General features: G+C 61.9%; 22 protein-coding genes, 1 tRNA gene and 1 pseudogene. 6 read left to right on the forward strand and 18 right to left on the reverse strand.

Features of this window, described 5'->3' with window-relative positions; translation table 11 throughout:
* Positions 1-2: 2 nt before the first annotated feature.
* The 7 genes from benD to H4P12_RS13460 form a co-directional block, all read right to left on the reverse strand.
* Positions 3-788 carry a benzoate diol dehydrogenase BenD gene (benD, locus tag H4P12_RS13430; protein WP_187794184.1) on the reverse strand — a complete coding sequence of 262 codons (786 nt, stop codon included), beginning with the start codon at positions 786-788 and terminating at the stop codon, positions 3-5.
* The gene (gene benC, locus H4P12_RS13435; protein WP_187794185.1) at positions 785-1,813 is read right to left on the reverse strand and encodes a benzoate 1,2-dioxygenase electron transfer component BenC; all 1,029 of its coding nucleotides are present in this window, start codon (positions 1,811-1,813) and stop codon (positions 785-787) included. Before benC ends, benD begins: the two co-directional genes overlap by 4 nt.
* A gap of 35 nt (positions 1,814-1,848) precedes the next feature.
* Positions 1,849-2,361 (reverse strand): benzoate 1,2-dioxygenase small subunit, encoded by a 513-nt coding sequence (benB, locus tag H4P12_RS13440; protein ID WP_187794186.1) that lies wholly within the window; start codon positions 2,359-2,361, stop codon positions 1,849-1,851.
* A complete protein-coding gene (locus H4P12_RS13445) occupies positions 2,358-3,710 on the reverse strand; it encodes an SRPBCC family protein (RefSeq protein ID WP_187794187.1) in 1,353 nt (450 codons plus the stop codon). Before H4P12_RS13445 ends, benB begins: the two co-directional genes overlap by 4 nt.
* A 118-nt stretch (positions 3,711-3,828) precedes the next feature.
* Positions 3,829-4,767, reverse strand: a complete 939-nt coding sequence (gene catA, locus H4P12_RS13450; RefSeq protein ID WP_187794188.1) for a catechol 1,2-dioxygenase — start codon at positions 4,765-4,767, stop codon at positions 3,829-3,831.
* A gap of 67 nt (positions 4,768-4,834) precedes the next feature.
* On the reverse strand, positions 4,835-5,131 hold the full coding sequence (gene catC / locus H4P12_RS13455; protein ID WP_425498220.1) for a muconolactone Delta-isomerase: 297 nt from the start codon (positions 5,129-5,131) through the stop codon (positions 4,835-4,837).
* Positions 5,128-6,330: a muconate/chloromuconate family cycloisomerase gene (locus tag H4P12_RS13460; protein ID WP_187794189.1), complete on the reverse strand. Its 1,203-nt coding sequence runs from the start codon at positions 6,328-6,330 to the stop codon at positions 5,128-5,130. The genes catC and H4P12_RS13460 overlap by 4 nt, the downstream gene beginning before the upstream one ends.
* 167 nt (positions 6,331-6,497) lie before the next feature.
* On the opposite strand from H4P12_RS13460, the pseudogene H4P12_RS13465 reads away from it, so the two are divergent.
* Positions 6,498-7,450, forward strand: a pseudogene (locus H4P12_RS13465) (LysR substrate-binding domain-containing protein).
* A 76-nt stretch (positions 7,451-7,526) separates the two neighbouring features.
* Here H4P12_RS13465 and pcaF read toward each other — a convergent pair.
* Genes pcaF through H4P12_RS13480 form a run of 3 tightly spaced genes read right to left on the reverse strand, consistent with a single transcriptional unit; the run spans position 7,527 to position 10,124 of the window.
* The gene (gene pcaF, locus H4P12_RS13470; RefSeq protein ID WP_187794190.1) at positions 7,527-8,720 is read right to left on the reverse strand and encodes a 3-oxoadipyl-CoA thiolase; all 1,194 of its coding nucleotides are present in this window, start codon (positions 8,718-8,720) and stop codon (positions 7,527-7,529) included.
* A 1-nt stretch (position 8,721) separates the two neighbouring features.
* Entirely contained in the window at positions 8,722-9,393 is a 672-nt protein-coding gene (locus H4P12_RS13475; RefSeq protein ID WP_187794191.1) for a 3-oxoacid CoA-transferase subunit B, read from the reverse strand.
* Positions 9,390-10,124: a 3-oxoacid CoA-transferase subunit A gene (locus tag H4P12_RS13480; RefSeq protein ID WP_187794192.1), complete on the reverse strand. Its 735-nt coding sequence runs from the start codon at positions 10,122-10,124 to the stop codon at positions 9,390-9,392. Before H4P12_RS13480 ends, H4P12_RS13475 begins: the two co-directional genes overlap by 4 nt.
* A 106-nt stretch (positions 10,125-10,230) precedes the next feature.
* On the opposite strand from H4P12_RS13480, the gene H4P12_RS13485 reads away from it, so the two are divergent.
* The gene (locus tag H4P12_RS13485) at positions 10,231-10,989 is read left to right on the forward strand and encodes an IclR family transcriptional regulator domain-containing protein (RefSeq protein WP_187794193.1); all 759 of its coding nucleotides are present in this window, start codon (positions 10,231-10,233) and stop codon (positions 10,987-10,989) included.
* 380 nt (positions 10,990-11,369) lie between these two features.
* Here H4P12_RS13485 and H4P12_RS13490 read toward each other — a convergent pair whose 3' ends face one another.
* From H4P12_RS13490 to ihfA, 4 genes are all read right to left on the reverse strand, one after another.
* Entirely contained in the window at positions 11,370-12,437 is a 1,068-nt protein-coding gene (locus H4P12_RS13490) for a 2'-deoxycytidine 5'-triphosphate deaminase (protein ID WP_187794194.1), read from the reverse strand.
* A gap of 69 nt (positions 12,438-12,506) precedes the next feature.
* A tRNA-Pro gene (locus tag H4P12_RS13495) sits at positions 12,507-12,584 on the reverse strand.
* 80 nt (positions 12,585-12,664) lie between these two features.
* Positions 12,665-13,345, reverse strand: a complete 681-nt coding sequence (locus tag H4P12_RS13500; RefSeq protein WP_187794195.1) for a MerR family transcriptional regulator — start codon at positions 13,343-13,345, stop codon at positions 12,665-12,667.
* Positions 13,346-13,358: 13 nt separating this feature from the next.
* Complete coding sequence (gene ihfA, locus H4P12_RS13505; RefSeq protein WP_187794196.1) at positions 13,359-13,661, reverse strand: integration host factor subunit alpha; 303 nt, start codon at positions 13,659-13,661, stop codon at positions 13,359-13,361.
* A gap of 211 nt (positions 13,662-13,872) precedes the next feature.
* On the opposite strand from ihfA, the gene H4P12_RS13510 reads away from it, so the two are divergent.
* Entirely contained in the window at positions 13,873-14,151 is a 279-nt protein-coding gene (locus tag H4P12_RS13510; RefSeq protein WP_187794197.1) for a DksA/TraR family C4-type zinc finger protein, read from the forward strand.
* 6 nt (positions 14,152-14,157) lie between these two features.
* Here the strand turns inward: H4P12_RS13510 and H4P12_RS13515 are convergent, their stop codons facing one another.
* From H4P12_RS13515 to H4P12_RS13530, 4 genes are all read right to left on the reverse strand, one after another.
* Positions 14,158-15,132 carry a beta-ketoacyl-ACP synthase III gene (locus H4P12_RS13515; protein WP_187794198.1) on the reverse strand — a complete coding sequence of 325 codons (975 nt, stop codon included), beginning with the start codon at positions 15,130-15,132 and terminating at the stop codon, positions 14,158-14,160.
* On the reverse strand, positions 15,129-16,238 hold the full coding sequence (gene plsX, locus H4P12_RS13520) for a phosphate acyltransferase PlsX (protein ID WP_187794199.1): 1,110 nt from the start codon (positions 16,236-16,238) through the stop codon (positions 15,129-15,131). The genes H4P12_RS13515 and plsX overlap by 4 nt, the downstream gene beginning before the upstream one ends.
* Positions 16,239-16,259: 21 nt before the next feature.
* On the reverse strand, positions 16,260-16,466 hold the full coding sequence (gene rpmF, locus H4P12_RS13525) for a 50S ribosomal protein L32 (RefSeq protein WP_187794200.1): 207 nt from the start codon (positions 16,464-16,466) through the stop codon (positions 16,260-16,262).
* Positions 16,467-16,700: 234 nt separating this feature from the next.
* Positions 16,701-17,228 carry a YceD family protein gene (locus tag H4P12_RS13530; RefSeq protein WP_187794201.1) on the reverse strand — a complete coding sequence of 176 codons (528 nt, stop codon included), beginning with the start codon at positions 17,226-17,228 and terminating at the stop codon, positions 16,701-16,703.
* A gap of 158 nt (positions 17,229-17,386) precedes the next feature.
* Between H4P12_RS13530 and H4P12_RS13535 the strand changes: the two genes are divergently transcribed.
* The 3 genes from H4P12_RS13535 (at position 17,387) to H4P12_RS13545 (ending at position 19,449) form a co-directional block, all read left to right on the forward strand.
* Positions 17,387-17,836, forward strand: a complete 450-nt coding sequence (locus H4P12_RS13535; protein WP_187794202.1) for an outer membrane protein assembly factor BamE — start codon at positions 17,387-17,389, stop codon at positions 17,834-17,836.
* Between the two features lie 130 nt (positions 17,837-17,966).
* The gene (locus H4P12_RS13540) at positions 17,967-18,707 is read left to right on the forward strand and encodes an SseB family protein (RefSeq protein ID WP_187794203.1); all 741 of its coding nucleotides are present in this window, start codon (positions 17,967-17,969) and stop codon (positions 18,705-18,707) included.
* Positions 18,708-18,756: 49 nt separating this feature from the next.
* Positions 18,757-19,449, forward strand: a complete 693-nt coding sequence (locus H4P12_RS13545) for a CDP-alcohol phosphatidyltransferase family protein (protein WP_187794204.1) — start codon at positions 18,757-18,759, stop codon at positions 19,447-19,449.
* Positions 19,450-19,495: the final 46 nt, after the last annotated feature.

A 19,495-nucleotide genomic window follows, 5' to 3' on the forward strand; every position in this document is an offset into this window, starting at 1 on the left:
GCTCAGCCGGTGTCGCCACCGGCGACCGGCAGGATGGTGCCGGTGATGTAGGAGGCCTCGTCCGAGGCCAGGAACAGGATCGGCGCTGCCTGTTCGTCGATAGAACCGTAGCGGTGCATGAAGGCCGATTGCTTCACCTGGCCCACGACCTCGGCCATCCAGGCCTTTTCGGCCGCGCTGTCGCCTTCGGCATTGCGGGGGATGCGGCGCGGCGGGGCCTCGGTGCCGCCGGGCGCGGTGGCAACCACGCGGATATTCTGGCCGGCCAATTCCATCGCCAGCGATTGGGTGATGGCGTTAATGCCACCCTTCGCGGCCGAATAGGGCACCCGGTAGATGCCGCGCGTCGCATTGGACGAGACATTGACGATCGCCCCGCCTCCCCGCGCCAGCAGATGCGGCAGAACGGCGCGGCAGCAAAACAGCGTCGGCATCAAGGATCGGCGGATCTCGGCCTCGATCTGGTCGGGCTGGAATTCGGCATAGGGGCGCATGCGGATCGCGCCGCCGACATTGTTGATGAGGATGTCGATGCCGCCAAAGCGGTCGGCGGCGGCGCGCATCGCGGCTTCGCAGCCGTCCCAGCTTTCCAGATCGGCGTTGAAGCCGGCGGCGTTTTCGCCGGCCTCGGCCGCCACCTCTGCCACGAAATCGGCGCGGTCGACCAGCAGCACCCGGCCGCCTTCGGCGGCGGCGCGCAGGGCCACGGCGCGCCCGATCCCCTGGGCCGCGCCGGTGACAACCAGCACCTTGCCGGCAAAGCGCCCGGCGAAGACAGGCCCGCTCATGCCGAGGCCCGCAGGGGTTCATTGGGGGTGAATTTCTCGTAATGGAAGCTGGCGGGCTTGACGCCGTTTTCGTCCAGATAGTGGCGCACGGCATCGACCATCGGGGGCGGCCCGCACAGATAGACATCGACCGCGCCCGCCGCCAGCATGTCTTCGGGCATGTGCTGGGTGACCCAGCCCTTGCGCGGGTGATCGGACGCTGCATCCGCCACCACGGTGGCATGTGTGAAGTTCGGCAGACGGTCCGCATAGGCGGCCAGTTCGTCGACCAGCACCAGATCCAGATCGCGGGTCACGCCGTAGATCAGGTGGATCTGGCGCTGCGATCCGGCGCGGGCCAGCACTTCCAGCATCGACAGGAAGGGCGCAAGGCCGGTGCCCCCCGCCAGAAACAGCAGCGGGCCATCGCCGTCGCGCAGATAGAAGCTGCCCATCGGGCCGGTCAGCGTCAGTTGGTCTCCGGCCTTGGCGCGGGCCAGCCAACTGCTCATCAGCCCGTCCGGGATCTTCTTGATGAGAAAGCCCAGCTGCGCAGCGCCCGGTGCGCTGCTGAAGGAATAGGAGCGGTGCGACCCGCTGCCCGGCACCTCGATGTTGACATATTGTCCGGGCAGGAAGGCGGGGGCGGTGGTTGCGTCCGCAACCGCCAGTTCCAGCACCACCGCCGCGTCGTGATGGGGTGCGACGCGGGTGACGGTGGTGGCGAAGGATTGCTGGCCGGTCTTGCAGGCCTGCGAGGTCGTCGGCACCGAGATCACGCAATCCGATGACGGAATCATCTGGCAGGTCAGGACCAACCCTTCTTCGGCCTCGTCCTCGGTCAGGGCGTCTTCGATATAGTCGTCACCCATGTCATAGGCGCCGCTTTCGGCGCGGCATTTGCAGGTGCCGCACACACCGTCCGAGCAATCCATGGGCAGGTTGATCTTGTTGCGATAGGCTGCATCAAGGACCTTCTCCCCTTTCTTGCAGTCGACGAAACGGGTGATGCCGTCTTCGAAGTTCAATGCGATCCGGTAGCACATGGCTTCCTCCTTGCGATTGTGCCGAATGGAACCGGTCAGACGTGATAGACGTCGATGACCTGGCGGATGTAGTCGTTCTTCAGGATGATCTTCTTGGCCGCGATCAGCAGGCTGCCGCCGTCGCGCCGAAGGGTCACGAAGATGGTTCCGAAGAACTGATCTGTGGTCTTGTAGCGATGGTTGAGGGTGTGGAAGTTGTAGCGGACATCGACCTCGTCGCCGCGATCCGCGATCACCTCGACATTCAGGACGGCGTGGCTGGTGCGCGGTTCCGGCGTAGAGGCGCCCGAACGTTCGGTCTTGATGCGGAAGACGCGATCCTCCAACCCGCCGCGGTCGGGATAATAGATCAGCGAGATCTGCGATTGCGGATCGTCGGTCGGCTGGTCGTTGTCATCCCAGGACGGCATCCAATAAGAGGCGTCGGGCGCATAGCAGGTCAGCCAATCGTCCCATTCGCGGTCGTCCAGCAGGCGCGCCTCGCGATACAGGAAGGCGCAGATGGCGTCATAGCCGATGGCGGCGTTGATGGTGCTGTCGAGGCTCATGCTGCTTCTCCCGTTTTCTCGGCGGCGAGGGCGTCGCGCATGACGCGGGCCCAGTATTCGTGCTGGACGACGAACAGCCCCTCATCCTCGCTGCGCTCGCCCGAGATCAGCGGCTTCAGCCCCATGCGGGTGGCATTGTCGTCGGGGCCGTGGATCCACAGCGGCGCGCCACGCGACATGTCGTTCCACAGCGGCGCGGCATAGGCGGTCTGGCAGGCACGGAATTCTTCCAGATCGTCCGAGGTGCCCATGCCCGAGACGTTGAAGAAATCCTCGTATTGGCGGATGCGGTTGGCGCGGTCTTGGGCGCTTTCACCCTTGGGGGCGAAGCAGAAGATGGTGACTTCGGTCTTCTCGACCGACAGCGGCCGCACGACCCGGATCTGGGTGCTGAACTGGTCCATCAGGAACACGTTCGGATAGAGGCAGAGGTTTCGGGTCTGGTTGACGATGAAGCCGGCTTTCTCCTCGCCCAGGCGGGCGACGATTTCGTCGCGGCGGTTGAAGACGGGACGGACCTCGGGATTGGTGGTGTTGGTCCACAGCAGGATATGGCCGTTGTCGAAGCCGTAGACGCCGGCGACGGATTTGCTCCAGCTATTGGCATCGACGGCCTTGGTGCCGGTTTCCTTGCGGCGGTCCATGGTGGTCGCATAGTTCCAGTGGACCGAACTGACGTGATAGCCGTCGCAGCCGTTTTCCATCTGCAACTTCCAGTTGCCGTCATAGATATAGGTGGAATTGCCGCGCAACACCTCCAGACCTTCAGGGGCCTGATCGACGATCTGGTCGATGATGGTGGTGGTCTCTCCCAGATAATCTTCCAACGGTGCGACATCGGGGTTCAGGCTGCCGAACAGAAAGCCGCGATAGCTTTCGAAGCGCGCCACCTTGGTCAGGTCATGCGAGCCGTCGGTGTTGAACTGATCGGGATATTGCGTGGTCTTGGCGTCTTTGACCTTCAAGAGCTTGCCCGCGTTCGAGAAGGTCCAGCCATGGAACGGGCAGGTGAAGCTGCCCTTGTTGCCCTGCTTGCGGCGGCACAGCATGGCCCCCTTATGGGCGCAGGCATTGATGACGGCGTTCAGTGTGCCGGTCTTGTCGCGGGTGATGACGATGGGCTGACGGCCGATCCAGGTCGTGTAGTAGTCGTTGATTTCCGGGATCTGGCTTTCATGGGCCAGATAGACCCAGTTGCCTTCGAAGATGTGCTTCATCTCAAGTTCATAGAGATCCTCGTTGGTGAAGATATCGCGGCGGCAACGGTAGAGGCCGGCTTCGGCATCATCCTGCACGGCAACGGCCAGCAGATGATCCAGATCGCGGGCTTTTTCGATGATCGCGGACATGAGTTCTCCTTCCCCAGGGGATGCGCTTGCGCGTCGGGCCCCTGCCATGTGTCGGTGATGAAAGATCGGGTGGGTGGTCCGGGCGGCGGCTTTCAGGCGATCGCCCGGCGTTCACAGATCAGGCGGCGGCGCGGCGGCGCTGTTCGTTGATCTGGTTGTCGACACCATCGACCAGGGCAGTCAGATACATGTCGAAGGTGATTTCGGCGAAGGGACCTTCCAGGTTGTTGGCGCGGATGCTGGCCTCGTCGCTGCGTTCGACCACATGGGGCACCAGCCCCTCGCGGGTCGCATAGGCGAAATCGTCGTTGATCAGCGGGTCGCCTTCGATATTGATCTGGGTGGTCAGCTTGCGGTGATCGGGTGCGCTGATGAACAGATGGATATGCGCCGGACGCTGGCCGTGGCGGCCAAGCGCCGTCAGCAGTTTTTCGGTCGGGCTGCCGGGCGGGACGCCATAGCCGCTGGGCAGGATGCTGCGGAATTTATAGCGGCCCTGATCGTCGGCGATGATGGTGCGGCGCATGTTGAAGTCGGATTGCAGCCCGGTCGGGTCGAAATGCGAATAGAAGCCGCGGGTGTCGCAATGCCAGACCTCGACCTGGGCACCGGGCAGGGGCTTGCCGTCCGAACCGTGGACGGTGCCGTGCATGATCAGCGTATGGCCGTTGGTGTCGCGGCCGTCATCCAGCCGGGCAAAGCCGTGTTCGACCGGCGCGCCGGCCACATAAAGCGGGCCTTCGATGGTGCGAGGGGTCGGGTTCTCGATCCCCAGATCGGCGTCGATGGCGTCGAGACGCTCGTCGATGAAATGATCGAGGCCCAGACCGGGCGAGACCAGTCCAGCCTGCCCATTGGCGCCCAGATCGTTCAGCCAGGCCACGCCGGTCCAATATTCGTCTGGGGTGATGTTCAGGTCGTCGATGGCCCGAAACAGGTCGGACATCAGCCGATGGGTGATCTGCTTCATGCGGGGATTGCCCTCGCTGTTGTTCATCCCGCTGAGCTCGTTCAGGAATTCCTGCACATCGGGGCGGTTGAAAATCTTGACGGTCATGGGTTCCTCCTCCTGGATTCGTTTTGAAACTGGGCGGGACCGTGTCTGGAGTCCCGTTGGGTCGTGGTTAGCTGTCATCCTCGCGGATGGCGGACGGATGGCGCAGCATCGGCGTTACCTTGATCTCCATGAACGGAAACAAGGGCAGGGCGGACAGGATCTCGTGCAGTTCGGCATTGTCGCGCACGTCGAAGATGCTGACATTCGCGTAATGCCCGGCCACGCGCCAAATGTGGCGCCATTTGCCCTGGCGTTGCAGATCCTGCGAATAGGCCTTCTCGCGGGCCAGGATGTCGGCCCGTTCAGCGGCTGGCAGATCCTGCGGGATCTTCACGTCCATGGTGACATGATACAGCATCGTCATATCTTTCCGGCTGTTTGAGCGGCGGGCAGGCTGATGGTCCGGCGGATGCCATCGCGGGCGAAGAAGGCCACGCGATCTTCGTCCAGCGTCACGCCAAGGCCGGGGCCGTCGGGCACGGTCAACTGGAAGTCGCTGTAGACCAGCGGCTGGGCCAGGATATCCTCGGTCAGCAGCAAGGGGCCGAACAGTTCGGTGCCCCAATCCAGCTTGGCGAAGGTCGCGAAGGCATGGGCGGAAATCACCGTCCCGACCGGCCCTTCCAGCATGGTGCCGCCGTAAAGGCCGATGCCGGCCGCATCGGCGATGGCCGCGACGCGCAACGCGTTCCAGGCGCCGCCGCTTTGTTCCAGCTTGACCGCGAAGACATCCGCGCCCTGAACGCGGGCAAGTTCGAACGCGCTTTCCGGGCCGGTCAGCGATTCATCGGCCATCAGCGCCACCGGGAACCGGCGCGCCAGCCGCACCAGCGCCGCGGTCGCGGCGACGGGCTGTTCCACCAGCTCGCAGCCGACATCGGCAAGGGCAGCCATGCCGAAGGCGGCATCCAGTTCGGACCAGGCCATGTTCACATCGACGCGCACCGCCCCGCGGTCGCCAAGCGCCGCCTTGATTGCCGCCACATGGGCAATGTCGTCGCGGATCGGGCGCGCGCCGATCTTCAGCTTGAAGACGCGGTGACGGCGCAGGTCCAGCATCTGCTGGGCCTCGGCGATATCGCGGGCGGTATCGCCCGAGGCCAGCGTCCACGCGACCGGCAGCCGGTCACGCCGGCGGCCACCCAGCAACTCGCTGACCGGCAGGCCAAGGCGCTTGCCCTGCGCATCCAGCAGCGCGGTTTCCACGGCGCATTTGGCAAAGCGGTTGTCGCGCACCATCTGCCCGATCCGCGCCATCAGCGCCTGCACCCGCGTCGCGTCCTGGCCCAGCATCAGCGGCGCAAACCAGGTGTCGATATTGGTTTTCATGCTTTCGGGGCTTTCGCCGCCATAGGCCAGCCCGCCGATGGTCGTGCCTTCGCCAACGCCGATCACCCCGTCGCTGCAATGGACGCGGACAAGCATCAGCACCTGACCGTTCATGGTCGCGACCGACAGCTTGTGGGGCCGGATCGTCGGCAGATCGAGGATCACCGTTTCAACCCGAGCGATGACCGGGGCAGTGGCGGCGCCTGTGGCGAAGGGGGCGAATGAATGTTCCATGTCGCCAAAATGCGCCCGACCGATGCCACCCGTCCAACACCATTTGCGTTTGAAACGATACCCTCAGGGTATTATGAATGGAAAATATCGACCGATCAGGCACTTTCTGCGTCGCAGCATACCGGAACCAAAGGTGAAATTGACAGAATAAGCGAGGACGAATCAGCATGGACCTGCGGCAATTGCGCTATTTCACCGCCGTCGCGCGCGAGCGGAACTTCACCCGCGCGGCCGAGGCGCTGCATATTGCCCAGCCGCCGCTGAGTCGCCAGATCCAGCTGTTGGAGGAGGAGCTGGGCGTCACCCTGATCCTGCGCAAAAGCCGGCCGATCAAGCTGACCGATGCAGGGCGGTTGTTCTATGAACAGGCGCTGCAGATCCTGGGGCGGGTCGACCAGATGACGGATGCGACACGCCGGGTCGGGCTGAACCGCAACCGGGTGCTGTCCATCGGCTTTGTGGCCTCGACCCTTTATGGCGGCTTGCCTTCGCTGATCCGCAAGCTGCGCCAGCGCGCGCCAGAGCTGGATATCCAGCCGCTGGAACTGTTTTCGCTGCAGCAGGTCGCGGCGTTGAAGGAAGGGCGGATCGACCTGGGCTTCGGTCGTCTGAAACACAGCGATCCGGGCATCGTTAGCACCGTCCTGCGCGAAGAACGGCTGGTCGCCGCCTTGCCCGAGGATTCGCCGCTGGCGCAGGATGGCGGCCCGATGCGCTGTCGCGGTTGTCCGGCGAAAGGCTGATCGTCTACCCGAAAGAGCCTCGCCCCAGCTATGCCGATCAGGTTCTGAGCCTGCTGCACGACCACGACGTGCGCCCCCGCGAGGTGCTGGAAATGCGCGAGATCCAGAGCGCGCTTGGCCTGGTCGCGGCGGATTCCGGCATTTGTATCGTCCCGGCCTCGGCCCGGCAGATGCGGTCCGATGTGCGTTACAGGCTGATCGCCGATGCCAAAGCAACATCGCCGGTCATCATGTATCATCGGGCGGGCGACAGGTCGCGCTATCTTGACCTTAGCAAACAGCTGATCCGTGACATGTATGCGGAAAACCCGGTCTGGTTTACCGATAACAACCTGCCAGTTCCGCCAGACGGAAGGCAGGTGCCCGAGCCGTCGTGAAATGCGCCGTTCCTGGACGCGCCGTTCCTGACGCGCCGTTCCCTGACGCGTCGTCCCGGTGCGGCGATGGCCGCGATCAGATCCGCTCTAATGCCAAGGCGATGCCTTGACCCACACCGATGCACATGGTCGAAAGCGAGCGTCGACCGCCGGTGCGGGACAATTCCAGCGCAGCCGTGCCGGTGATGCGCGCGCCCGACATGCCAAGTGGATGGCCCAGTGCAATTGCCCCGCCATTCGGGTTCACACGCGGATCATCGTCAGCAATGCCCAGATCTCGCAGGGTTGCCAGCCCCTGACTGGCGAAGGCCTCGTTCAGTTCGATCACGTCGAAGTCGTGCTGCGAGAGGCCGAGCCGCGCCATCAGTTTCTTCGAAGCCGGTGCCGGCCCAAAGCCCATGATGCGAGGCGCAACGCCGGCCATCGCGCCGCCCAGAACGCGGGCAATCGGCGTCAGACCATACCGCTTTGCTGCGGCCTCGGACGCGACAATCAAGGCCGCAGCGCCATCATTGACGCCCGACGCATTCCCGGCTGTCACCGATCCGTTGGGAAACAGGGGTTTCAGTTTTGCCAAGGCATCGGCGGTGGTGTCGCGGGGATGTTCGTCCTGCGTCACGATCACCGGATCGCCCTTGCGCTGCGCCACGCTGACCGGCGTGATCTCGATCGCCAGCCGGGCCCGTGCTGCGGCTGCCTTCGTCTGGCTGGCAAGCGCCATGGCATCCTGCGCTTCGCGGCTGATGCCAAAATCATCGGCGACGTTCTGGCCGGTCTGCGGCATGCTGTCGACGCCATATTGCGCCTGCATCGCCGGATTGACAAAGCGCCAGCCGATTGTGGTGTCATGGACGGCATTGCTGCGGCTGAACGCCGCCTCGGCCTTGGGCATCACGAAGGGCGCACGCGACATGGATTCGACGCCGCCCGCGATCATCAGATCGGCCTCGCCGGCCCGGATCGCGCGGGCGGCTGCGATGACCGCATCCATCCCGGACCCGCAAAGCCGGTTGATCGTCGTGCCCGGCACCTCGATCGGCATTCCTGCCAACAGCAACGACATGCGCGCGACATTTCGGTTATCCTCGCCCGCCTGATTAGCGCAGCCCATGATCACATCGTCGACGGCCTGCCAGTCGACCAGCGGATTCCGGGCCATCAGGGCGCGCAACGGGATCGCCCCCAGATCGTCGGCGCGGACCGAAGACAAGGCCCCGCCAAATCGGCCGATGGGCGTGCGGATATAGTCGCAGATATAGGCTTCTGTCATGTTACACCTCGGGCGCGATCAGATCGGCCACATCGCCATCAAGATGCAATGGCGCGCCGGTCAGGGATTGAAGTTCGTCAAAGGAGATCGAGACAAGCTTTTCGCGCAGCACGAAATGGCCGTCCTGAATATCGACCACGGCAAGCGAGGTATAGATCCGCGTCACGCAGGCCACGCCCGTCAGGGGCAGGGTGCAGTGCTGGACCAGCTTGGGCTTTCCGTCCTTGGTCGTGTGATCCGTCAGAACCGCGACACGCTTGGCGCCGTGAACCAGATCCATTGCGCCACCTACCGCCGGCACCCCCTTGGGTCCGGTGGACCAGTTCGCCAGATCGCCGTTCTGCGCAACCTGATAGGCCCCAAGGATCGCCACATCCAGATGACCGCCGCGCACCATGGCGAAGCTGTCGGCGTGATGAAAGAACGCCGTGCCCGGTTTGATCGTCACCGCCTTTTTGCCGGCATTGATCAGATCCCAGTCTTCGTCACCCGGTTGCGGTGCCTCGCCGAAGCCAAGGATGCCATTCTCGGTGTGAAAGACGGCTTCCCTGCCTTCGGGTTGAAAGCGCGCGACCATCTCGGGGAAGCCGATCCCAAGATTGACATAGGCACCATCGTCGATGTCCTGCGCCGCGCGCCAGGCGATTTGAGCGTTGGAAAGTTTGGCGGTCATGCCGTCACCTCGGGATAGGTTACATTTGCGCGGTTCAGGACTTCTTCCTGCGCGGGCGTCGGCACCGCGACCAAACCATCGACGAAGATGCCGGCCGTGACGACGGCCTCGGGGTCGATGCCGCCGGGCGCGACGATGCGGCTGACCTGCGCGACCGTGCGCGCCGCCGCCATCGCCATCAGCGGGGCAAAATTTCGCGCCGCCATGCGATATGTCAGATTGCCCAGATGATCGCCGGTCTCGGCCTTGATCAGGGCGAAGTCCGCCTTCAGCCAACGTTCCTGCACGTATTGGCGTCCGTCAAACTGGGCGACGGGCTTGCCCGCTGCCAGATCGGTTCCAAAGCCGGTCGGCGTGTAGAAGGCCGGTATGCCAGCACCGCCCGCCCGGATGCGTTCAGCCAGCGTGCCTTGAGGGACCAGCTCCAGCTCGATCTGACCGGCAAGGTATCTTTCGGTAAAGACGCGCGGATCGGCCGAACGCGGGAAGGAACAGATCATCTTGGCGACCATCCCCTGTTCGATCATCGCCGCGATGCCGACATGACCGTTGCCGGCATTGTTATTGATAACGGTCAGATTCCCTGGGCTTCCCGTCGACAGATAGCGGTCGATCAAGGCGTGGATCAATTCGATCGGCGCGCCAGAGCCGCCAAACCCCCCGATCATCACGGTGGCATTATCCGTTATGTCTGCAACCGCTTCGGCCAGACTCGCGATGCGCTTGTCCATGGAACCTCCTGTTTCTGGGCGGGTAGGTAGCGCCCGCGAATGCATCGGGGCAAGGATTTCTGTGCGCATCTTGACATTTGTTCGCATTGCGATGTTTCCTGTGCGCATGGCGAACAAATTTGATATTGTCGGGTCGCTGGCCAAGGGCCTGCAGGTGATCGAAGCGTTTCGTGCCGAACAGTCGCGCATGTCGATTTCCGATGTCGCGGCGGTAACGGGGCTGGACCGGGCGACGGCGCGGCGGTCGCTGCTGACGCTGCATCATCTGGGTTACGCGGATTATGACGGCAAGTTCTTCACCCTGACGGCACGGGTCTTGCGCCTGGGCATGGGCGCGCTGGCGGCGATGCCGCTGGCGCAGATCGTGCAGCCCTGGCTGGACCAACTGTCGGACCGGATCGGGCAATCGACATCAGTTTCGATCCTTGACGGAGCGGAGATCGTCTATCTGGCGCGGGCGGCGCAACAGCGGGTGATGTCGATTGGTCTCATGCCGGGGTCGCGTCTGCCAGCGCATTGCACCTCCATGGGGCGGGTGCTGCTGGCGGCGCTCCCGTCCGAGGAGGCGTGCGTTCTTGTCGAGACGTCCGACCTGACCCCGCGAACCGCCCATAGCCTGACCCAGCCTGCCGAAATCATGGCCCGCATCGAGGCCGCCCGCCGCGATGGCTTTTGCGTCATCGACCAGGAGGTTGAACTGGGCCTTCGATCAATTGCGGTGCCAGTCTATTCGGTGCATGGCCGGGTGGTCGCCGCGCTGAATACCGGCGTCGCAGCCGTGCAAGCCAGCGCCGAAAATCTGGTGGACCTTTATCTGGAGCCTTTGCAAAAGACCCAGGAAGGGCTGCGCCGCGTGCTGCGATAAGTTCGCAGCAGATATCGGTCGCTCTTTCATGTGTTGCTCGCCAGATGGGGCTGGCAATGCAGCACGATAGGATATCGGGAGAAAGAACCCTGTGTGCGTTGGCGCACCATGGCGTTCGGGCCGTCAATAATTGTTCCATGATACCGTTGAAGGATGGAGCAAAAACGCGTGCCGAGTTTACGCCGTCAATTTTGGCAATGGCGCATGTATTCCAGCGGAAGTGTGTTCCTGTAATTGCGGTCGCGACATCCGGGGATATGTCCGGAACCGCTCCAGGTCAGAGATGTTGCTGGTTCAAGTTCTCTTAATCTAAAGCAAAATATTATGAGATTTTCGGGAAGTGGTGCTTTGGTGAATTGGTGGTCCTCGGCTCTACCAATTCACCGGAACTGTTTTGCCAGCTTCAGGCCCTGTCCCTGATAATTCGACTTGATGCCTGTGCCATACAGGCGGTCGGGGCGGGTGGACATGCGTTCATAGACAAGGCGACCGACGACCTGGCCATCTTCCAGCACGAACGGGGCTTCGTGGCAGCGGACTTCCAGCACGCCACGGGCGCCGGTGCCTGCCTGACCGATACCGAAGCCGGGGTCGAAGAAGCCGGCGTAGTGGACGCGGAATTCACCGACCATCGCCAGATAGGGGGCCATTTCAGCCGCGTAATCGGCAGGGATGGCCACGGCTTCGCGGCTGACAAGGATGTAGAACGCGCCGGGATCCAGAATCAGGCGACCCTCAGTGGTGCGCAGTTCATCCCAGAATTCGCGGGCGTCATATTCGCCGACCCGGTCAAGATCGATCACGCCGCTATGCGGACGGGCGCGATAACCGACCAGATCACCTGTTTCGGGACGCAAATCGACCGAAAAACCCAAACCCTGATCAATCAGGGCATCACCGCCGACCAACGGCTCTCGGGCATTCAGATCGCGCAATTCGGCATCGGACAACACCGCCTGACCATCGCGCAAGCGAAGCTGGTTCAGGCGCATCCCCGGACGCACAAGGACCGAGAAGCTGCGCGGACAAATCTCGGCGTAAAGCGGGCCGTCGTAGTTTTCGGGCAGACGATCAAATTCGGTGCCATCATCGGCGACAAGGCGCGTCAGCAAATCAAGACGCCCGGTCGAGGATTTGGCATTGGCGACCGCGCTCAGGCCCGCAGGCAGGGTCACACGCTCCAGCAACGGGACCAGATAGACGCAGCCCCGCTCCAGCACCGCGCCGTCCGTCAAGTCCATCTGATGCATCTGAAAATCTGGCAGACGGTCTTCGACACGCCGGCCCTTGCCAGCCAGAAAACTGGCCCGCAGCCGATAGGCCGTCGTGCCAAGGCGCAGGTCCAGACTTGCGGGCTGGATCTGTTCCGGGATGATCGCGGGATCGGCGGCGATTGCGCCCGTGGCGATCAGTTTGCGGATCTCGCTGTCAGGCAGAACGCCGTTCATCGCATTGCCCCAGGCAGAATGTCGGATAAAGAAACGCCCACCCCCTTGAAGGGATGGGCGTTTTCGGAATGGTCGGGCCGGAGAGATTCGAACTCTCGGCCTTCCGCCCCCCAGACGGACGCGCTAACCAGGCTGCGCCACGGCCCGACGAGCGTCATATAGAGCGAAGCGGCAGGGCTGCACAAGGGTCGCGATGCTGATTTCTGCGCCAAGTTGCTGATCGTGGCTCAATAAAGCCGCTGGATGGCATCGCCCAGCTGGATGCCCACATGGCGGCTGCGTTGCCAGGCGGCATTTTCAGGTGTCAAAGCGTGCAGTTTCTTGGACAAGATCACCAATCGGGCAAGCCATTGGATATCGGGGTTTTCCCGTTCCAATTCAGGGAAAAGCGGCAGTGCACCGCTGTCGCCCAAGGATCGACGCTTGCGTTGACGCGAGCGGGGACCGTGCTGGGGCATTTCCTCATCCTCCCAATCCGAACCATCCTCGGGGTCCGGCAAATCCTCTAGGATTACCTTTGTATCGGATGGGTGTGATGCAGCAATAGCTGGCGTCGGTTCTGATGAGGAAAAGACCGCTTCTGTCGGGATTGCGGGCGCGTCCTGTGGTTGCGGTTCGGCCGGTGCATCGCCCAGACGCAATGCCCCGCGTTCGCGAACGCTTTGGCCGCGATCCTTGGTCATCATCTTCTTTGCGCCGCGAATGGTCAGACCTTCGTCGCGCAAGACATCGCACAGGCCGGCGGCAAGCAATACATCGTCAGGGCGGTAATAGCGGCGGCCATCGGGCCGCTTCATCGGCTTCAGCAGGGGGAACTGAGTTTCCCAATAGCGCAGGACATGCGGCGCCACGCCAATCAGCTTGGCAACTTCACCGATGGAACGAAATGCCTCTGCGCTTTTTGCCATGCCCCAAGCCGTCTTAGCGCTTGTTGCCGGCCGCCACGCGGTCTTTCATCAGATGCGATGGCCGGAATGACAGCACCCGACGTGGGGTAATCGGCACTTCCTCCCCCGTTTTGGGATTTCGCCCGATACGCTCATTCTTGTCGCGCACGCTAAAAGTGCCAAAGGATGAAATCTTGACCTGTTCGCCACGTGCTAGCGCGTCCGAGATGTGGTCCAATACGCTTTCGACCAATTGAGCCGATTCATGGCGTGACAGTCCGACATCACGGAAAACAGCTTCCGCAAGATCCATTCGGGTCAGCGTCTTGTCGCCCATATTTTAAACCCTCTCTAATGCGGACAGGATGGTTCTGTTTTTCCCACGTGTCAACGAACGGCGAGAGATTTCGTTCCATGCTCAATGCGTTGTGAGGTGTTTGCGCAAATCATCGCCCATACGCTTTGGCCAAAACCGACGCCCGAGCCATACAGGATTTGCAACTTTCCATCCGCATACCCATCTTTGATCTGGCGAAAGGAAGGACGATATGGCCGGTGGTTGGGCAAAAGATGATTCGGTGAATGACCAGATCGAGGTGAGCACGGCAGAGGCGATTGCCCGTGCGCGGCTGGGCGCAGCCAGGGGCCGGTCAGCCGCAGAAAGCGCCGTGTTTTGTGCGGAATGTGATGAACCGATCCCCGAAGCCCGCCGGCAGGCGCTGCCGGGCGTGCAACTGTGCGTGGACTGTCAGGGCGGCCGCGATAAACGCTATCGCGCGGCGGGTGGTATCAATCGTCGTGGCAGCAAGGATTCGCAGCTGAAGTAAGCGCGCTTACCAGCGAATGATGACCGAACCCCAGCTGAGGCCGCCGCCGATCGCTTCGGTCACGACGATATCGCCCTGACGGAAACGGCCCTGGCCATCAGCGACCGACAGCGCCAGCGGAATGGATGCGGCCGAGGTGTTGCCATGTTCGGCGACGGTCAGAATGACATTTTCCATCGGCAAGTTCATCTTTTGCGCCGTCGCGGTAATGATGCGCAGGTTGGCCTGGTGCGGAACCAGCCAATCGACGTCATCAGGCTGCAGGCCTGCTTTATCCAACGCGGCATGCGCCGTTTTCGCAAGTTTATCAACGGCGTGTCGGAAAACCAGATTGCCCTGCATTCGCAACTGCCCCGCAGTGCCGGTGCTGGACACGCCGCCATCGACATAAAGCAGGTCGCGATACTGACCGTCGCTGTTCAGGTCGCTGGCCAGGATGCCGCGATCCGCCTTGGTCCCATCACCGTCCTGTGCCTCCAGCACGACAGCGCCGGCGCCATCGCCGAACAGCACGCAGGTGCCACGATCCGTCCAGTCCATGATGCGAGAAAAGGTTTCGGCCCCGATCACCAGCACCCGATTTGCCATTCCGCTGCGAATCATCGCATCCGCATTTGCCAGCGCAAAGACAAAGCCCGCGCAAACGGCCTGCACGTCATAGGCAAAGCCCGATTTGATCCCCAGACCCGCCTGCACCATCGTCGCGACGGCCGGAAAGGTGAAATCCGGGGTGGACGTGGCAAGAATGATGCCGTCGATATCGTCGGCGGTCAGCCCGGCTTTGTTCAGCGCAGCGCGGCTGGCACGAATCGCAAGATCGCTGGTCGTCTGCCCTTCGGCGGCAAAATGACGCTGTTCGATTCCGGTGCGGCTGCGAATCCATTCGTCGGTCGTATCAAGCCGGCTTTCAAACCAGCTGTTGTCGACAACACGTTCTGGCAGGTAATGGCCGGTGCCACGGATGACGGAACGACGGGTCAAGAGCTTGTCTCCGCATCGGTTGCGCTGACGGAAATGCCGGCGCTTTTGGCCACACGGGCGGCCAAGCGATCCTGAAAGCCGGACTTGGCCAGTTGAAAGGCCAGTTTGATCGCTGCGGAAATGCCTGTTGCATCAGCCGAGCCGTGCGATTTCACCACGGTGCCGTTCAGCCCAAGGAAAACGCCCCCGTTAACACGGCGCGGGTCGATTCGCTTTTGCAGGCGTTTCAACGAGGACATCGCAAGAAGGGCGGCGAATTTCGACATGATAGAATTTCTGAAGGCGTCTCTCATGAACTCGCCTACCAGCTTGGCCGTGCCTTCGCCGGTCTTCAAGGCAATGTTGCCAGTAAATCCATCGGTGACGATCACATCAGCGCGCGATCCCGGCAGATCGCCACCTTCGACGAAGCCGACATAGTCGAAATTCGAATCGCTTGCGGCAGCGATCAACAGGTCGTTTGCCTGCTTCATTTCGGCGCGGCCCTTGTGTTCTTCCGTGCCGACATTCAGCAGGCCGACGCGGGGGCGTGCGATATCCAGCCCGTTGCGGGCATAGGAAGCACCCATCAGTGCATATTGCAGCAAATCCGGGGCATCTGCTTTGATGTCGGCGCCGACATCCAGCATGATGTTGAAGCCCTGGGCATTGCGCGACGGCCATAGACAAGCAATGGCGGGGCGGTTGACGCCCGGCAATTTGCGCAGACGCAGCATCGATAACGCCATCAGCGCGCCGGTATTGCCGCACGAGACTGCAACCTCGGCTTCCCCCTGTTTCACCGATTCGATAGCGGCCCACATCGAGGTATCGGCGCCCTTGCGCGCGATCTGACTGGGCTTATCTTCCATCGTCACCACGCCGGGGGCATGGCGGATGTCGCAGCGATCAGCCAGCACCTTGCGACGCCCGATCAGGCGGCGAAGCTGGACTTCGTCGCCATGCACGATGAAACGTATCTCGGGGTTTTTGTCGGCGCTTTCCGCCATACCGGCAACGACGGCCGAGGGACCATTATCCCCGCCCATCGCGTCAACCGAAATCACCACGCCATCCCGATTCGCCGGGACGCGCGGTGTCGGTGATTTCGACGTGTCTTCCGTCATCTGCCGGCTAACCGAACCCGATTATGCCGCGTCGTCGTCCAGGTCGATCTCTTTCGCCTGGGCAACAACTTCGCGATCAGCGTAGTGGCCGCAGGACGGGCAAACGTGGTGCGGACGCTTCAATTCGCCGCAGTTCGAGCATTCATTGGGGTTACCGGCGACCAGTGCATCATGCGAACGGCGCATGTTACGGCGTGAGCGGGTAACGCGATTCTGAGGGACTGCCATGTCTCAACCTCGGTTTGTCGGGCGAGGCGCAACGGCACCCTCTACCACAGGATTGGAATTCAAAATGAACCGCGCAGATACGCCATGAAAGCTGCATTCGCAAGCCCTTGCTGCTGCGGGCCCAACTTAAATGCAGCTTAACACGGGTTTATGACACTCCATTCCGGCTGGACAGGTGCGAATCGCGCCCAAATCTGCGCTCGGATTGCCACCCGGCCAGCCTGCCGAGCCGGATCAGTCGTCCTTTTTGCCCTGTAACAACTGATCCAGCCCCTGAAATGGACGGCGGGTGTCGGGGGTATCATCCTCGACGGCATCCTCGGCCAATTCCGCGCCATCCGCACGCGGATATTCTGGCAATGCCAGGGTCAGTTCTTCGATCATGACGGCCGAGAGGTCGATGAACTGACCCAACGGTTCGACCGTTTCGTCCAGCATCTCGATTTCATCGCCATCCGGCACCGCGACATGCGGAGAGAAGTGCCGCTCGACCTGTTCATCCAAGCTGGTTTTCACCGGTTTCAGGGTGATCACGCAGGGCTGCACGACGCGTGCCGTCAACTGGCCGGTGACTTCCCAGCCATGGCCACCCTCTGCCCGAATCGCACCCTTGAACTGAAGCTTTGGCAGATCGAGCAGACCCAGTTCTTGGGCAATCGCGATTCTTGTTTGGCTATCTGGACGCAGGTCGAATTGCGTGGGTGCCCGCGGGTTCAGATGGGCCACGCGCAGGCGGGTTGGCGATAAAGGTTGTGCGGTCATGCTTTGCTTTCCAGACAGGTGATCGTTTCGTGATTTGTGGCCTGCAGACCATTAATGCAATGCAAGCCCCGGTCCTGAATTGATATTCTTGAGCGCAGAGCCCGAGTTTGCTAAGCCATGCAAGCCGCGTCAACCGTACCAAACAAAGGAAGTCCCTCATGGCAACAATCAGGAACCTGTTGATCCTGGCATTTGTGGTTGTCACGGGGCTGGCTGCCTGCACGCCGATTTATCGTAACCACGGCTATGTCCCGCCGGAAATGGATCTGGCGCAGGTGGTGGTCGGACAGACAAGCATTGATGAATTGCAGGGGCTGATCGGCCGGCCTTCGGCGCAAGGTCTGCTGACTGGCGCTGGCTGGTATTACGTCGGGTCCCGCTGGCGGCATTACGGTGCGACCGAACCGCGTGAGGTCAGCCGCGAGGTTGTTGCCGTCTCATTCGCGCCAAATGGCGTCGTCTCGAATGTCGAACGCTTCGGGTTGGAGCGTGGACGTGTTGTCGTTCTGTCGCGCCGTGTGACCGAAGGCAGCGTGACCGAGATTTCGCTGATCGGTCAGTTGCTGGGCAACTTGGGCAATTTCCAGGCCGCGGATATCATCGACTAACAAGTGGACGGGGCGCAACTGGCGCCCCTTTTCATTTCCGGCAGGTGGGCGATTCGCCTTTTGCCCGCACTTGCCGTGACCAGAATGGGTCATTAGGGCAGGGCGGACAGAATTTTTCCAAAGGCCCACCATGACCTCGCTTGATGAGCTTGCCCCGATTCCCTTCCACGATGCCGATGCGCCACAGCGCGCGCGGATGCTGTCGCGGCTGGCGGATACAGAGTTGGCCGTCGCCCTGATGGCAGAGCCTATGGGCAATGATGTGGAATTGCGGATGTTCCCCTTTGAAGGGGGGCAGGTGGCTCTGGCCTGTGATTCCGAGGATCGTCTTGCCGATTTTTTCGGTCAGGTGGTGGATTACATCGGACTTCCGGGGCGTGTTCTGGCCGAGCTTCTGAAGGCGGAAGGGGCCGGTTTGCTGGTCAATCCGGGGCATCCGTCCGAAATGTTCCTGGATGCGGATATGCTTGACTGGCTGACGGGGGCGTTGGCCGGGGCACCCGAAGCCGACGAGGCACATCTGCAACTGATCGCACCAGCCAAGGACACCAGCGACGCTTTGGCGCAACCGCTGGCGGCGCGGCTGGCCGATATGCGCGGGCTGATAACGGGCGCGGCGCTGGTGGGCGTTGCCGGGCAGGACGGCACGGCGTCACATCTGCTGCTGATCGCAGGGGCAGAGGCGGCGCGTCAGCCGCAAATAGCCAAGGCGCTGGCCGAGGCTTTGGCATTTCTGCCACCGCAACCGGGTGGCGTGGATATCAGTTTCACCGACAATGCCGTTGCGCCCGGTGCCTTGCTGTTCGACCTGACACCGCCCGAAGAGCCGGTGCAGCCGAAAAGCCCCAAGGGTCCGCCCATTCTGCGCTAACATCGCCAGACTTGTTGCACACTGTTCACCAAACTGTCAGAACGTGCCGATGCAATTACGACATAAAGCCCTGTCTGTTCACCTTCTGACCGCCACCGGCGCTGTTCTGGCCATGCTGGCCATGCTTGCAGCGGTCGATGAAAAATGGTCCCTGATGTTTGGCTGGTTGGTCGTGGCCTTTGTGGTCGACGGCATCGACGGTCCTTTGGCGCGGCGCTATTCGGTGCGCGACAACTCGCCCAACTATGACGGCGTGTTGATGGACTTGATCATCGACTACCTGACCTATGTGTTCATCCCCGCCTTTGCGCTGTTCAAATCCGACTTGCTGTCGGGCTGGACCGGCTGGTTCGCGATCATCGTGATCGTCTATGGCAGCGTGCTTTATTTTGCCGACACCCGGATGAAAACCAAGGACAATTCCTTTGCGGGTTTCCCTGGCTGTTGGAACATGGTGATCCTTGTCCTGTTCGCGACCAAGCCACATTGGACGATCATTCTGATCATCGTCGTCCTGCTGACGGTCGCGATGTTTCAGAACATCAAATTTGTCCATCCGGTTCGCACCAAGCGCTGGCGGGAAATCACCTTGCCCGCAACGATCCTGTGGACCTTCTTTGCCGCATGGGCCGCCTTGGTCGATTTCCACCCGGCAAGCTGGGCAAATTGGGGCTTGGTTCTGACCTCGCTTTGGTTGATCTCGGCCGGTGCGTTGCAGCAGCTGATCCCGGAACGGAAATAGCCTTTCGCTTGCCACTTTGCGGCATCCGTCGGATGATCGCCGCAAA

Origin of the sequence: Paracoccus amoyensis (assembly GCF_014490725.1) — a bacterium.
In the GTDB taxonomy this organism is placed as follows: Bacteria; Pseudomonadota; Alphaproteobacteria; order Rhodobacterales; family Rhodobacteraceae; genus Paracoccus; species Paracoccus amoyensis.